Raw genomic sequence first — 14,187 nt, 5'->3', positions numbered from 1 at the left:
CAGGCCGCGCACGCCGTGGAGGACGCGGTCCTGCCCGACGCCGCCCAGTGCTCCCGCCGGCAGCTCGAGCAGCGGGTGGCCCGCGAGGTCCGGATCGCCGACCCCCAAGGGGAGGCCGGACGCAACACCCGCGCCCGGTGCACCCGCCGGGTCACCCGCCCCCGACGCCGCCCGCACGGGATGGCGGCGATGTGGGTGGTGCTGGCCGCCGAGGACGCCACCCGGGTCGACGGGGTCCTGCACCACGCGGCCCGCACCGCCAAGGCCCTGGGCGACCCCCGCACCCTGGACCAGCTCCGTGCGGACGGCTTCAGGGATCTGGTCGTGGGTGACGTGCCCGAATCGGACGGGCCGGCGTTCGAGGTCCACCTCGACCCACCCGCACCGGTCCCCACCCGGCGCCGGGCATCGCGCCGGTGGCCGGAGACCACCACCCGTGGCGCACCCACCCGGCCGGCCGAGCCGATCCCGACCGCCACGCTCACCCCGGTGAGCGACCCCGAGGCCAGCACGGCGCCGACCGAATCCGTGCCGATCGCGCCCACACCGAGCGAGATGGCGCCGGGCGAGACCGCGCCGACCCCACCTCCTGCCAGCACCGAGCCCGCGCCCGGTGCTGCGCCGGCCGCTCCGGTCCCGGCCGCGCCCGCGTCCGACCTCGCGACCGCCGCCGCGCGTCGCAGCTGCACCCGCTGCGCGGGGCGCCCCGGCGCCGAGGTCAACCTCACCATCGCCGCCTCCACCCTCCTGGGCCTGGACGACCACCCCGCCGACCTCGACGGGTACGGCCCGATCGACGCCGTGCGCGCCCGGGCCCTGGCCGACGGCGGCACCTGGCGGCGCATCATCACCGACCCCCTCACCGGCCAGGTCCTGGACGTCGGCCGCCAGCGCTATCGACCACCCGCCGCGCTCGACGAGTTCGTCCGCACCCGCGACACCACCTGCGCCGCACCCGGCTGCACCGTCCCGGCCCGCAGCGCCGACCTCGACCACACCATCGAGTACCACCGAAGGCCAGGCGACCCACCCGACACGCCCCTCGGCCGCACCGACGCCGACAACCTCGGACCCCTGTGCCACCGGCACCACCGGCTCAAGACTGACGGCGGCTTCCGCCTGCGCCAGATCCAACCCGGCCTGTTCGAGTGGATCACCCCCACCGGGCACCGCTACCTCACCCGACCCGGCACCGGCCGCAACCACGACGCCACCACCGACCCCTACGACGCACCACCCCCGTTCTGACCCGCCCGTCGCGCGGCCGTCCTCCGCCCGTGGCAGCGTTGCCGATCAGAGGAGGCTGGATGGCCGACATCGTGGTGCTCGCGGTCCCGTTCGTCGTCGTCGGGGCGGTCGGGTTCGGGGTGATCCTGTGGCTGCGACGACGCTCCCCCGCCGCGCCGTCGGGTGCCGGCCGCACGATGTTCCGGGTGTACCTCGGCATCGCGGCTGTCGCCGCGGTGCTGTTCGTGCCGCTGGCGATCGCCGCCTGGTCAGCGCCCTAGGTCGAGACCCGGGACCACGAGCCTCGCCCCGGGCCTCCGCACACCGCACCTCACGACCCACACCGCCCCGCGCGCCGCGCTCAACGACCCGCACCGCCGGCTCGCGGTGCACCTCACCCTCGCACGCCCTCCGTTGACGCGGGACCATCGACCCACTTAGGTTGTGAATCGATTCATCCCCCACGAGCCGGAGACGACGATGTCCAACCCCGCCGCCGACCTGATCGCGCGCTCGAACCGCCTCGGCGCCGACCCGCGCACCACCAACTACGCCGGCGGCAACACGTCCGCCAAGGGCACCGCCACCGACCCGGCGACCGGCCGGCCGGTGGAGCTGCTGTGGGTGAAGGGGTCGGGCGGCGACCTCGGCACGCTGACCGAGAAGAACCTCGCGGTGCTGCGCCTGGACCGGCTGCGTGCGCTCGTCGAGGTGTACCCGGGGATCGAGCGCGAGGACGAGATGGTCGCGGCGTTCGACTACTGCCTGCACGGCCGCGGCGGCGCCGCGCCGTCGATCGACACGGCGATGCACGGCCTGGTCGACGCGGCGCACGTCGACCACCTGCACCCGGACGCGGGCATCGCGCTGGCCACCGCCGCGGACGGCGCGGCGCTCACCTGCGAGGTGTTCGGCGACGCGGTGGTGTGGGTGCCGTGGCGGCGGCCGGGGTTCCAGCTGGGCCTGGACATCGCCGCGATCAAGGAGCAGAACCCCCAGGCGATCGGCTGCGTCCTGGGCGGTCACGGGATCACCGCCTGGGGTGACACGTCCGAGGAGGCCGAGGAGCGGTCGCTGCGGATCATCCGCACCGCCGAGCGGTTCATCGCCGAGCGCACCGAGGCGCTGGCCGCCGAGGGCCGGCACCCGTTCGGCGCGGTCCGCCCCGGGTACGCGCCGCTGCCGGCCGACGAGCGGCGCGCCCGGGCGGCGGCCCTGGCGCCGGTGATCCGCGGGCTCGCGTCGACGGACCGGCCCCAGGTCGGCCACTACACCGACACCGACGTGGTGCTCGACCTCGTCGCCCGCGAGGAGCTGGGCCGGCTCGCGGCGCTCGGCACGTCGTGCCCGGACCACTTCCTGCGCACGAAGGTCTCGCCGCTGGTCGTCGACCTGCCCGCGGACGCCCCGCTGGACGAGGTGGTCGTGCACCTGCGCGAGCGCCACGCCGCCTACCGCGACGAGTACCGGGCGTACTACGAGCGGCACGCCGGACCGGACTCCCCCGCGATGCGCGGGGCGGACCCGGCGATCGTGCTGGTGCCGGGGGTCGGGATGTTCTCGTACGGCAAGGACAAGCAGACGGCGCGCGTGGCCGGGGAGTTCTACGTCAACGCGATCAACGTGATGCGCGGTGCCGAGGCGATCAGCACCTACGCCCCCATCCCGGAGTCGGAGAAGTTCCGGATCGAGTACTGGGCGCTGGAGGAGGCCAAGCTCGCGCGGATGCCGAGGCCGAAGCCGCTGGCCACCCGCGTCGCGCTGGTCACCGGCGCCGGGTCCGGCATCGGCAAGGCGATCGCCGAGCGGCTGGCCGCCGAGGGCGCGTGCGTCGTGGCCGCGGACGTGAACCTGGAGGGCGCGCAGGAGGTGGCGGCAGCCCTCGGCGGGCCCGACGTCGCCGTGGCCGTGCGCGCGGACGTCACCGACGAGGACGCCGTCGCCGGGCTCGTCCGCGAGTCGGTGCTGGCGTTCGGCGGCGTGGACCTGGTCGTGAACAACGCGGGGCTGTCGATCTCCAAGCCGCTGCTCGAGACGACGACCCGGGACTGGGACCTGCAGCACGACGTCATGGCCCGCGGGTCGTTCCTGGTCTCCCGGGAGGCGGCGCGGGCGATGATCGCCCAGGGCATGGGCGGCGACATCGTGTACATCGCGTCGAAGAACTCGCTGTTCGCCGGCCCGAACAACGTCGCGTACTCCGCGACCAAGGCGGACCAGGCGCACCAGGTGCGGCTGCTGGCCGCCGAGCTCGGGGAGCACGGCATCCGGGTCAACGGCGTGAACCCCGACGGCGTGGTGCGCGGGTCGGGCATCTTCGCCGGCGGCTGGGGCGCCCAGCGGGCAGCCACCTACGGCGTCCCCGAGGAGGAGCTGGGCGCCTACTACGCCCAGCGCACCCTGCTGAAGCGCGAGGTGCTGCCCGAGCACGTCGCCGCCGCGGTGTTCGCGCTGACCGGGCCGGACCTGGTGCAGACCACCGGCCTGCACGTCCCCGTCGACTCCGGCGTCGCCGCCGCGTTCCTGCGCTGAGCCGCGGCCCGAGGGAGGATCAGCCCATGACCGAGCGCCAGCTGCCGAAGTGGTCCGAGCTCAAGCCGCTGCTGCGGCCCAAGCCGGTCCGGCTCGACCCGACGCGCCGCCGCCTGGCGGACGCGCTGACGATCGCCGACCTGCGGACGGTCGCCCGTCGCCGCACGCCGCGGTCGGTGTTCGACTACACCGACGGCGCCGCCGAGGCCGAGATCAGCCTGCGCCGCGCGCGGTCGCTGTTCCGGCAGCTCGAGTTCAGCCCGTCGATCCTGCAGGACGTCTCGGAGGTCGACACGACCACCGACATGCTCGGCAAGCCGGCCGCGGTGCCGTTCTCGTTCGCCCCCACCGGGTTCACGCGGATGATGCACCACGAGGGCGAGCGGGCCGTCGCCCGGGTCGCGGAGCGCCGCGGCATCCCGTACGCGCTGTCGACGATGGGCACCACGTCGATCGAGGACGTCGCCGCGGCGGCCCCGGACGCCCGCAAGTGGTTCCAGCTCTACGTGTGGAAGGACCGCGCCGCGGGCGAGGACCTGATGGCCCGGGCGAAGGCGTCGGGGTTCGAGGCGCTGCAGCTCACGGTCGACGTGCCTGTCGCCGGCGCGCGGCTGCGGGACACCCGCAACGGGTTCTCGATCCCGCCCGCGCTGTCGGTGAAGACCGTGCTGGACGCGGGGATGCACCCCGCGTGGTGGGTCAACCTCCTCACCACCCGGCCGCTGGAGTTCGCGTCCCTGTCGACCTGGGGCGGGACCGTCGCGGACCTGCTGGACAAGCTGTTCGACCCGACGATGACGATCGCCGACCTGGAGTGGCTGCGGGCGTCCTGGGACGGTCCGCTGGTGATCAAGGGCATCCAGACCGTCGCGGACGCGCGCCGGGTGGTCGAGGCCGGTGCGGACGCGATCGTGCTGTCCAACCACGGCGGGCGGCAGCTCGACCGGGCGCCGGTGCCGCTGCGGCTGCTGCCGGACGCGAAGGAGGCGGTCGGCGACCGCGCCGAGGTGTGGTTGGACACCGGCATCCTGTCCGGCGCGGACGTCGTGGCCGCGCTCGCGCTCGGGGCGGACGCGACGATGGTGGGCCGGGCGTACCTGTACGGGCTGATGGCCGGGGGCGAGCGCGGTGTCGACCGGGCGGCGGAGATCCTGACCCGCGAGGTCCGGCGCACGATGGCGCTGCTCGGCGTGCGGAGCGTCGCGGAGCTGGGCCCGCAGCACGTGCGGCTGCCGTAGCGGCGCCCCCGGCCTCCGGTGTCCGGCCCTGCCCCTCGCTGATCGGCACGGGCGGACCCGGACAGCGGAGGCCGCGGGGCTGGGCCGGTCGGGTGAGGCGGTCCCAGTTCACCCCCCGATCGGGATAAAACCGGGCAAATGCCGCCCTACCGTCGGCCCATGGACATCCGGCTCATCCCGCTCGCGGAGGTCACCGATGCTGACGCGCGGGCCTGGCAGCGCCTCGCCGCCGAGGCGCTCGCCCCGAACATGTGCCTCGACCCGCGGTTCCTGCTCAGCGCCCGCGCGCGGCCCGACGCGCACGAGGTCCGGGTGCTGGCCGCGGTCGAGGACGGGGCGTGGCGGGGCGCGCTCGCGGTCACGACGAAGCGGGTCGCCCCGCGGCTGCCGGTCCGGGCGCTGACCACGGGCGGCGAGTTCATGACGTCGCAGTGCGACCGGCACCACCCGCTGCTGCACCGGGACCGGGCGGCCGAGGCGCTGGACGCCCTGCTGCGCGGCGGGCCGGCCGTCGGGTTGCCGGGGCTCGCGCTGCTGCGCCGGTTCCCCGCCGAGGGGCCGCTGGCCGAGGTGCTCGACCGGGTGACCGCCCGGCGGCGGATCCGGGTGCACGAGCGCAGCCGCGACGTCGGGGCCTGGGCGCCCCGGGCGGCGTTCGACGTCGTGCCGGTGCCGGCGCCCGTCGACGGGGTGGTCGTGGACCCGCCGCTGTCGACCGCCCACCTGCGCACGGAGGACGCCCGGAACGTCCGGCGCGTCGCCCGGGGTCTGTCCCGGGAGCTCGGCGGGCCGCTGGAGCTGCGGGACGAGTCGGACGACCCGGCGGCGGTCGACCGGTTCGTCGCGCTGCAGGCCGCGGGGTGGAAGGGCGACCCGGGCCGGGGCGGCGCGGCGCTCGGGCTGGACGCCGCGGACGAGCGCTGGTTCCGCGACATGGTGTCCGCGTTCCGCCGCGACGGCGACCTGGACGCGCTGCGGCTCACCGCCGGCGGCGAGACGATCTGGGCCGGGTTCCACGTCCGGTCCGGCGGCGGCTGGTTCGGGCTGCTGGACGCGTACGACGAGCGGTTCCGCCGGTTCAGCCCGGGTTCGGTCGGCCGGCTCGCGGCGATGACGTACCTGCTCGGCACCACGGATGCGCCGTTCGTCGACCCGGGGTTCGGCTCGCACTACGCCGTCGGGGCGCGGCTGTGGCCCGCCGCGCGGCCGCAGGTCGACCTGCTGGTGGGGGCGCGCGGGCCCGCGGCGCGCGCGGTGCTGCGGGCGGTCCCGCTCGCCCGGCGGCTGGGGGTCGCGACGTAGCCGGGCCGACGGGGCATGCTGGGGGCAGCCCGCAGCCCCCTCCCCGGAAGGACCGCGCCGTGACGGTCGTCGTCGAGCCCGCCCGACCCGACGAGGCGGTCGCCTGCGCGCGGCTGCTCGCCGACGCCCTCGGCGACGACCCGGTGATCCGCGCGATGTTCCCCGGCGACCGCGACCGCACCGCCCGCCTGGTCGCCCTGCACACCGCCCAGCTGCGCTCCGGCCCGCTCCCGGCGGGGACCGTCGACGTCGCCCGCACCGCGCCGGACGGCCCGCCGGTGGGCGTCGCCGTCTGGCACGGGCCCGGCCCGGAGGCGCCGCTGCGGCAGCGGCTGCGCCAGCTCCCGGCGGTCGTCCGGGCGATCGGGCTGCGGCACCTGCCGACCGCGTCAGCGCAGACCGCCCGCTACGAGCGGCACCGGCCGCGCGCCGCGCACTGGTACCTCGAGGAGATCGCCGTCGGACCCGAGGCGCGCGGGCTCGGCGTCGGCTCCGCCCTGCTCCGGCACCGGCTGGCGGCGGTGGACGCGGCGGGCCTCCCGGCGTACCTCGAGGCGACCACGGAGGCGAGCCGCCGGCTCTACGAGCGGTTCGGCTTCGTGGCGACCGGCGAGGTCCCCGTCGCCGGTCCCCGACCGTGGGCGATGCTGCGCGAGCCGACGCCCCCGTCGGCGAGCGGGTAGCCGGCGCGTCGAGCGAGTAGCCGGCGACTGCTCGCCCGACGCGTCGCGTACCCCCTCGGCGCGGGCACGGGCGCGGGCGCGGGGCCCCGCTCAGCTCTGGTGCGCGCCCCAGCCGTGCCAGCGGTCGACCTCGACGACCGCCGAGAACCGCGGGCTCTCCCGGTCGGGGTACGCGTGGCCGGTGTAGTGCTCCGACAGGCTGTCGATGCCCGAGCGGTCCGTGTCCTCGGTGATCTCGACGACCCGGCCGACCAGCGTCACGTGGGTGTACCAGTCGTCGGCGTCCAGCACGGTCAGCGTCACGCGGGGGTCCCGGCGCAGGTGCCGCAGCCGGACCCGCGAGCCGTCGAGGTTGAGCAGCACCCGGCCGTCCTCGCGCCACAGGTACCAGGTCGCGGCGGAGACGGGCGTGCCGTCGGAGCGCAGCGTCGCCATCACGGCGGGGTTCGGGCGGCGGAGCATCGCGACGGCGTCGGACGGCAGCGGGGGCGTGGCCACGGGTGGACCTCCAGGTCGGGACGGTGCGTTCCGACCCAGTGTCGCCCACTCGGTGCGGCCGGCGCCCGCGGACCGCGCTGCGCACGCGCAGGCGGCCGCGAGCCGCCGGCGGACCCCGCCCGGGCCCGGGGCCGGCCGGCGCAGGTGCGGACCTCGACGGCGCGGGGCGGAGTCGCCCGGCCGAGGGGCGCACCATCCGGCGCGGGTGGCGACCCCGGAGGCGGGCATCTGCGACGATCGAGGCCGCGACCGACGACGACGGGCCCCCCGCGCTCCCGCGGCACGCCAGGAAGGGACCCGCCCCATGACGCACCCCGCGCCCACCCCGGCCTCCACGCCGGCCGCCACCCCCGCGCCCGCGCCGACCCCGGACCCCTCGGGCCCCGCCCCCGGCCCCGCCACGCCCCGGCGGCGCCGACCCCGCCCGCCGAGCGTCCCCGGCGTCGTCCTCGGCACCCTGCTCGCGATGCTCGCCATGACCCCGTCGCTGCTCCCCCGCGACTGGCTCTTCCAGGCCCTGGTCTCGGGCATCTCGGGCGCGCTGGGCTACGGGCTCGGGGTCGCGGTCGCGTGGGCGCTGCGCCACCTGCGCGCCTGGCGCCGGCTGGTCGTGGTCGCGCGGCACCGCGTCCCGCCGCGGGTGCGGGTCGCGGTGCGGCCGTGGCGGCTGCCCGCGTTGGCCGTGCTCGTGGTCGCGGGGCTGGTCCTCGCGCTGGTGAACGGCGCCCGCTGGCAGCGCGAGATGACCGCGGCGATCGGGATGACCGGCCCGAGCACCGGCGACTGGCTGCGCGCCGGACCGCTGCTCGTGCTCGTGGCGGCCGCGTTCGTGCTGCTGGCGCGCGGGCTGCGCTGGGTCGGGCTGCGGGTCGAGCGCGGGCTGCAGCGCTGGCTGCGGTTCCCGCGGCTGCTCGCGGGGGCGGTGGCGGTCGTCCTGGTGGCGGTGCTGACCGTGGTGCTGGTGAACGACGTGCTGCTCGGCCGGGCGCTGTCCGCCGTGGACGGGGCGTTCGCCCTGGCCAACACGGAGGACCACCCGGGCGTCACGCAGCCCGAGGCGGCGGAGCGGTCGGGGTCGCCGGCGTCCCTGGTGCCGTGGGACACCCTGGGGCGCGAGGGCCGTCGGTTCGTCGCCGAGGGCCCCACCGCCGACGAGCTCGCCGCCGCCACCACGGGCACGACCACGACGCCGGTCCGGGTGTTCGCCGGCCTGGACAGCGCCGGCACCGCCGAGGGGCGGGCGGACCTCGCGGTGGCGGACCTCGAGCGCGCCGGCGGGTTCGACCGCGCGGTGCTGCTGGTCGTCACGACGACGGGCAGCGGCTGGGTCAACGACTCGGCCGTGTCCGCGCTGGAGCTGATGCACGGCGGGGACACCGCGACCGTGGCGACGCAGTACTCCTACCTGCCGAGCTGGCTGTCGTTCCTGGTCGACAAGTCCCGCGCCGCCGACGAGGCCCGGGCGCTCGCCGCGGCCGTCGAGGCGCGGGTCGCCGCGCTGCCGCCCGAGGACCGCCCGCAGCTGCTGGCCTACGGCGAGAGCCTCGGCTCGTACGGCTCGGAGAGCGCGTACGACTCGCTCGCGGACATCCGGGCCCGGACGGACGGCGTGCTGTGGGTCGGCCCGCCGAACTCCAACCCGGTGTGGCACGCCCTGATGGACCGGCGCGACCCGGGCACCACCCCCGCCGCGCCGGTGTACGCCAGCGGCCTGCTCGTGCGGTTCGCGGGCGACACCGAGCAGATCGCGACGCCGCCGACCGCGTGGGAGGCCCCGCGGGTGCTGTACCTGCAGCACGCGTCCGACCCGATCGTGTGGTGGGGCCCGGACCTCCTGCTGACCCGCCCGGACTGGCTCTCCGCGCCGCACAGCGGCGAGGGCGGCCTGACGATGACGTGGTACCCGCTGGTGACGTTCTGGCAGCTGACCTTCGACATGGTGAACTCGAAGGCCGTGCCCGACGGGCACGGGCACAACTACGACGCGCTCACCCTCGACGGCTGGGCGGCGGTCGCCGCGCCGGAGGGCTGGACGGACGCGGACACCGCGCGGGTCCGGGCGGTGCTGGACGCGCGCGAGGGCTGACGCGGGCGGCCCGGGCCCCGCGGATCGACCGCACCGGATGAGGCGGCCGGTGCGGGTCCGGGTGGAGCGTGGGGGCACCACCGTGCCGCCGCCCCGGAAGGACGCCGCCATGCCCGCCCACCGCACGCACCCGGTCCGGTTCTCGCCCGAGGCCGACCGCGACGAGGTCATCCGCAGCACGCTGGGCCGCGCGGTCCACGGGGCCGCCGACGTCGGGGAGGTGCTGGCGGCCGTCGCGGGCGTGCCCGCCAAGGACCACGACGCGTGGTTCGCCGCCTGGCGCGACCTCGGCGACCGGGTCGCCGCCCAGGGCGACGCCGCCGCGGCGGGCGGCCACCGGGTCAGCGCGGCCGCGGCGTACCTGCGGGCGTCGGCGTACCTCGCGGTGGCGGTGAACGCCGTGGCGGCGCTCGCGTCGGACGCGGACCTGCTGCCGACGTTCCGCGCGCACCGGCGGGCGTGGGACGCGTGGGTCGACCACGCCGGTCTCGACGTGGAGCGCGTGGCCGTGCCGTACGAGGGCGACGCGCTGCCCGGGTACCTGTTCCGGGCTCCGGGCGGCGGGGCGCGCCCGACCGTGGTGGCGGTCAACGGCAGCGACGGCTCGCTCACCTCGCTGTGGGGCGAGTGCGTGGCCGGGGCGCTGCGCCGCGGCTACCACGCGCTGGTCTTCGACGGCCCGGGGCAGCAGTCGGTGCTGTTCGAGCGCGGCGTCCCGTTCCGCCCGGACTGGGAGAAGGTCCTGACCCCCGTTCTCGACGCGGTGCTCGTCCGGCCCGAGGTCGACGCGGACCGGGTGGCCGTCTACGGGGTGAGCCAGGCCGGGTACTGGGTCGCGCGGGCGCTGGCCTTCGAGCACCGGCCGGTCGCCGCCGTGGTCGACCCGGGGGTGGTGGACGTCGCGGCGTCCTGGGAGCGCGAGGTCCCCGGCAGCCTGCTGAAGCTGCTCGACAAGGGCGAGGACCACGCCTTCGACCGTGACATGGAGCTGGGCATGCGGCTGTCCCGGAGCACCGCGCGGACCTGGCGGTTCCGGGCACGGCCCTACGGCGCGGACGGGTACGCCGCCACGCTGCGCGAGGTGCGCCGGTACGACGTCGCGGACGTCGCGGACCGGATCACCACGCGCTGCTGATCACCGACCCGGAGGGCGAGCAGTTCTGGCCCGGGCAGTCCCGGCGGCTGGCGGCCCTGACGCCGGGCGTCTCGACCCTGGTGCCGTTCACCGCGGCCGAGGGTGCCGACGGCCACTGCCAGCCGCTCGCCCGGTCGCTCACCGAGCAGCGGGTGTTCGACTGGCTCGACGGCTACCTGCGCGGCTGACCCGCGGGCCGCCTCCCCCGCCTGGCACGGGTGCGCCGGAACGGGTGCGGGTGCGGGGCGGGCGGGTCAGGCTGGCGGCATGGGTGCGGGATCGGGTGGCGTGCGGGTCGTGGTGGTCGGGCAGGCCGGGCGCGACCTGGTGCTGACGGTCGACGGGGTCCCGGACGCCGGCGGTTCGGCCGACGTCCGCGGGCGCTCCGAGCTGCTCGGCGGCAAGGGCGCGAACCAGGCCCGCGCGTGCCGGCGGCTCGGGGCCGGGGTCGCGCTGGTCGGCGTGGTCGGCGACGACCCCGCGGGTCGCCTGGTGCTCGACGAGGCGCGGGCGGCGGGCCTCGACGTCGACGGGGTCGTGGTGCGCGCCGCCGCGCGGACCGCCCTGCTGGTCGACGTCGTCGGTCCGCCCGGCGAGCGCCGGCTGCTCGAGCACGTCGAGCCCCCCGTGCTCCTCACGCCCGCCGACGTGGCGGCGTCGGCCGACCGGCTGCGCGCGGCCGACGCGGTCCTGCTCCAGCTGCAGCAGCCGGCCGACGCGGTCCGCGCCGCCCTCCGCGTCGTCACCCCGCCGCGGCCGGGCAACCCCGGCCGGGCCGGGGATCCGCGCGGGGCGCCGGACGGCGGAGCCCGGACGTCGGCGCGCCCGCTGGTCGTCGCCGACGGGGCGAGCGACGACGCCGGGCTCCTCGCGGAGCTGCTCGCCGCCGGGGCCGTGCTGCGGGCGGACGCCGGGGAGGCCGCGGCGCTCGCCGGGCGGCCGGTGCGCGGGGTCGAGGACGCGGTCGCCGCCGCGGCGGACCTCGTCACCCGGGGTGCGCGCGCGGTGCGGCTCGCCGCCGGGCAGGACGGGGACGTGGTCGCGTGGCCGGGCGGGCACGTCGTGACCCCGCTCCTCGGCGACGACCCCGTCGACCCGACCGGCGCGGGCGACGCGTCGACGGCCGCGCTCGCCGTGGCGCTCGCGAGCGGGCGGGCGCCGGTGGAGGCCGCGTGGTGGGCGGCGGTCGCGGCCCGCCGCACGGTGGGTCACCCCGGCGGACGGCCGGACCTGGACCCGGGGTCGGTCGCCACCGAGGCCGCCACCGCCGCGGGACGCGCCTGACCGGACCCACCGCGGCGCCGGCCGCGACGTCGGCGCGCCCCGTGGACGCCCGTCGACCACGACGCGCCCGCGGGCTAGCGTGCGGCGCGTGGCACGCACCTACTCGCACGTCGTCATCGGGGCCGGGGCCGTCGGCTCGGCCGCCGCGTACTGGCTCGCCCGCGCGGGCGCCGGGCGGGTGCTCGTCGTCGAGCAGTTCGACCTGGTGAACTCGCTCGGCTCGTCCGGCGACCACTCCCGGATCATCCGGCGGTCCTACCACCGGCCCGAGTACGTCCGCCTGACCGACGCCATGTTCGCCGCGTGGGACCGGGTGGAGCGGGAGTCCGGCCTGCAGGTGTTCACGCGCACCGGCGGGCTCGACCTCGCCCCGCCCGACCCGGACGGCACGGACCGGCTCGCGGTGTTCCGCGACGCGATGGCCGCCGGCGGCGCGCGGTTCGAGGACCTGTCGACCGCCGACCTGCGCGCGCGGTACCCGCAGTGGCAGGTCCCGGACGGCACCACGGCGCTGCACCAGGCGGACGCCGGGCTGATCGACATCCGGCGGTCCGTCTCGGCGCACACGTCGCTCGCGCTGGCCGCGGGCGTCGAGTTCTGGCCGCACACCCGGGTCACCGGCGTGGACGTCCGCGAGGGCGGGGTCACCGTGCGCACCTCCGCGGGCGACGTCGAGGCGGGCGGGCTGGTCGTCGCCGCGGCGTCCTGGCTCGGGGACCTGATGCCGGACCTCGGGCTCGACTTCCGCCTGACGCTGTCCGAGGAGCAGGTCGACTACGTCGCGTCGTCCCGGCTCGCGGACTTCACGCCCGAGCGGTTCCCGATCTGGGTGTGGCACGGCGACGAGGTGATGTACGGCTTCCCGGTGTACGGCGAGGCGGGCGTCAAGATCGCCCGGGACATGCGCGGGCACTTCGTCACCAGCGCGGGCCGCACGCACCGACCCGACCCCGCGACCACGGAGCGCTCCCGGGAGTTCCTCGCGCGGCACCTGCCGGCGGCGGCCGGTCCCCCGCTGCGCAGCGCGGTGTGCGTCTACGACATGCCACCCGACCGCGAGTTCGTGCTCGACACCGTGCCCGGCCACCCCCACGTCGCGGTGTTCAACGGCGCGGGGCACGGCGGCAAGTTCGCGAGCCTGGTCGGCTCGGTGCTCGCCGACCTCGTCACCGCGGGGTCGACGGCGCACGACATCGCGGCGTTCGCGCTGACCCGCCCGGCGATCACCGACCCGGGGTACGCCGCGGACTTCGGCCTGCACGCCTGACGCCGCGGGCGGCGCCCGGCCCGGCACGCACCCGGCGGGGCGACCCGCTCAGGCCGGACCGGCCCCCGGCCCCGCCGTGCCGCCGAGCCCGAGGACGGCCAGGCCGCTGCCGTCGGCCCGGTCGAAGACCGGCCGGTCCCGCCCGCAGCGGGCGCAGACCTCGTACAGCGCGTCCGCGCCGCCCTTCTCCGGGTTCCGCCGCACGCGCCAGGCGTGCCGTCCGACCGTGCACCGCAGCGACATCGTCGTCGCCCCCCTCTCGTGGACCGGCGGGACCACGGTCCCGCGCCGCCGCGCGGTCGTCAACCGCCGGGTGCCCCGGCCGCCACGCGGGCCCCCGTCAGCCCCGGCGCACCGCGTACCGGAGCCACAGGGTCCCGTTGCCGAACCCGCGCTGCTCCAGCAGCTCCAGGTCGAGCGGCACGTCCTCGGGCCAGAACCGCAGGCCGCCCCCGACCGACACCGGTGCGAGGTACGGCTGCACCTCGTCGACGATCCCCGCGCGCAGCGCGTGCGCCGCGAGCGTCGGCCCGTCGACGGTCACGTCGTGGTCGAGCGCCGACACCCAGGCGCGCACCGCCTCCGGGTCGAACGTCCGCTCGACGGTGGTCCGCGCCGTCGTCGGCTCCTCGAGCGTCGTGGAGTAGACGACCTTGTCCGCCGCCTGCCACACCTCGGCGTAGGTCCGGACGAACGGGGGCGGGTCGGGCGCCTCCAGCGCCGTCTCCCAGAACGACATCGTCTCGTACATGCGGCGGCCGTACAGGTACGTGCCGACCGACCGCGTCTGGTCCGAGATGAAGTCGTGCAGCGCCGGGTCCAGCGCGCCGCCCCAGTCGCTGCTGCCGGACGCGTCCGCCGCGTACCCGTCGAGCGAGGTGAACATCGAGTAGATCAGCCGCCCCATCGCCCCACCGTAGGACGGCGTCGTCGCG

13 protein-coding genes are annotated in these 14,187 nt (G+C 77.2%); 10 read left to right on the top strand and 3 right to left on the bottom strand.

The annotated features are described in order from the left end of the window. From FS882_RS19855 to FS882_RS19830, 6 genes are all read left to right on the top strand, one after another. Positions 1-1,248: HNH endonuclease signature motif containing protein (locus tag FS882_RS19855; RefSeq protein WP_158375828.1), on the top strand; the 1,248-nt coding region annotated here is incomplete at its 5' end. Positions 1,249-1,307: 59 nt separating this feature from the next. Beyond that, on the top strand, positions 1,308-1,508 hold the full coding sequence (locus FS882_RS19850; protein WP_158375826.1) for a hypothetical protein: 201 nt from the start codon (positions 1,308-1,310) through the stop codon (positions 1,506-1,508). Between the two features lie 199 nt (positions 1,509-1,707). Further along, positions 1,708-3,759 (top strand): bifunctional aldolase/short-chain dehydrogenase, encoded by a 2,052-nt coding sequence (locus FS882_RS19845; protein ID WP_158375838.1) that lies wholly within the window; start codon positions 1,708-1,710, stop codon positions 3,757-3,759. Positions 3,760-3,785: 26 nt separating this feature from the next. Then, the gene (locus FS882_RS19840; protein ID WP_158375824.1) at positions 3,786-4,997 is read left to right on the top strand and encodes an alpha-hydroxy acid oxidase; all 1,212 of its coding nucleotides are present in this window, start codon (positions 3,786-3,788) and stop codon (positions 4,995-4,997) included. Between the two features lie 159 nt (positions 4,998-5,156). Beyond that, on the top strand, positions 5,157-6,299 hold the full coding sequence (locus tag FS882_RS19835) for a GNAT family N-acetyltransferase (protein WP_187365398.1): 1,143 nt from the start codon (positions 5,157-5,159) through the stop codon (positions 6,297-6,299). A 59-nt stretch (positions 6,300-6,358) separates the two neighbouring features. Beyond that, the gene (locus FS882_RS19830; protein WP_158375820.1) at positions 6,359-6,982 is read left to right on the top strand and encodes a GNAT family N-acetyltransferase; all 624 of its coding nucleotides are present in this window, start codon (positions 6,359-6,361) and stop codon (positions 6,980-6,982) included. Between the two features lie 90 nt (positions 6,983-7,072). Here FS882_RS19830 and FS882_RS19825 read toward each other — a convergent pair whose 3' ends face one another. Further along, positions 7,073-7,480 (bottom strand): PPOX class F420-dependent oxidoreductase, encoded by a 408-nt coding sequence (locus FS882_RS19825; protein WP_158375818.1) that lies wholly within the window; start codon positions 7,478-7,480, stop codon positions 7,073-7,075. A gap of 304 nt (positions 7,481-7,784) precedes the next feature. On the opposite strand from FS882_RS19825, the gene FS882_RS19820 reads away from it, so the two are divergent. The 4 genes from FS882_RS19820 (at position 7,785) to solA (ending at position 13,252) form a co-directional block, all read left to right on the top strand. After that, positions 7,785-9,566, top strand: coding sequence for an alpha/beta hydrolase (locus FS882_RS19820; RefSeq protein ID WP_158375816.1), 1,782 nt, complete (start codon positions 7,785-7,787; stop codon positions 9,564-9,566). Positions 9,567-9,675: 109 nt separating this feature from the next. Continuing rightward, complete coding sequence (locus FS882_RS19815; RefSeq protein ID WP_262348430.1) at positions 9,676-10,701, top strand: alpha/beta hydrolase family protein; 1,026 nt, start codon at positions 9,676-9,678, stop codon at positions 10,699-10,701. A 267-nt stretch (positions 10,702-10,968) separates the two neighbouring features. Then, positions 10,969-11,985 carry a PfkB family carbohydrate kinase gene (locus tag FS882_RS19810; protein ID WP_222848274.1) on the top strand — a complete coding sequence of 339 codons (1,017 nt, stop codon included), beginning with the start codon at positions 10,969-10,971 and terminating at the stop codon, positions 11,983-11,985. Positions 11,986-12,073: 88 nt separating this feature from the next. Continuing rightward, a complete protein-coding gene (solA, locus tag FS882_RS19805; protein WP_187365397.1) occupies positions 12,074-13,252 on the top strand; it encodes an N-methyl-L-tryptophan oxidase in 1,179 nt (392 codons plus the stop codon). Positions 13,253-13,300: 48 nt separating this feature from the next. On the opposite strand, the gene FS882_RS21210 is transcribed toward solA, so the two are convergent. Both FS882_RS21210 and FS882_RS19800 read right to left on the bottom strand, forming a co-directional pair. Further along, positions 13,301-13,456 (bottom strand): hypothetical protein, encoded by a 156-nt coding sequence (locus tag FS882_RS21210; RefSeq protein ID WP_187365396.1) that lies wholly within the window; start codon positions 13,454-13,456, stop codon positions 13,301-13,303. Between the two features lie 136 nt (positions 13,457-13,592). Beyond that, positions 13,593-14,159 carry a dihydrofolate reductase family protein gene (locus tag FS882_RS19800; protein ID WP_158375812.1) on the bottom strand — a complete coding sequence of 189 codons (567 nt, stop codon included), beginning with the start codon at positions 14,157-14,159 and terminating at the stop codon, positions 13,593-13,595. Between the last annotated feature and the right edge of the window lie 28 nt (positions 14,160-14,187).

The organism is Cellulosimicrobium cellulans, assembly GCF_007679345.1.
Taxonomy (GTDB): Bacteria; Actinomycetota; Actinomycetes; order Actinomycetales; family Cellulomonadaceae; genus Cellulomonas; species Cellulomonas cellulans_A.
The sequence above is the reverse complement of the archived record's forward strand: the minus strand, read 5'-3'. Positions and strand labels throughout refer to the sequence as shown.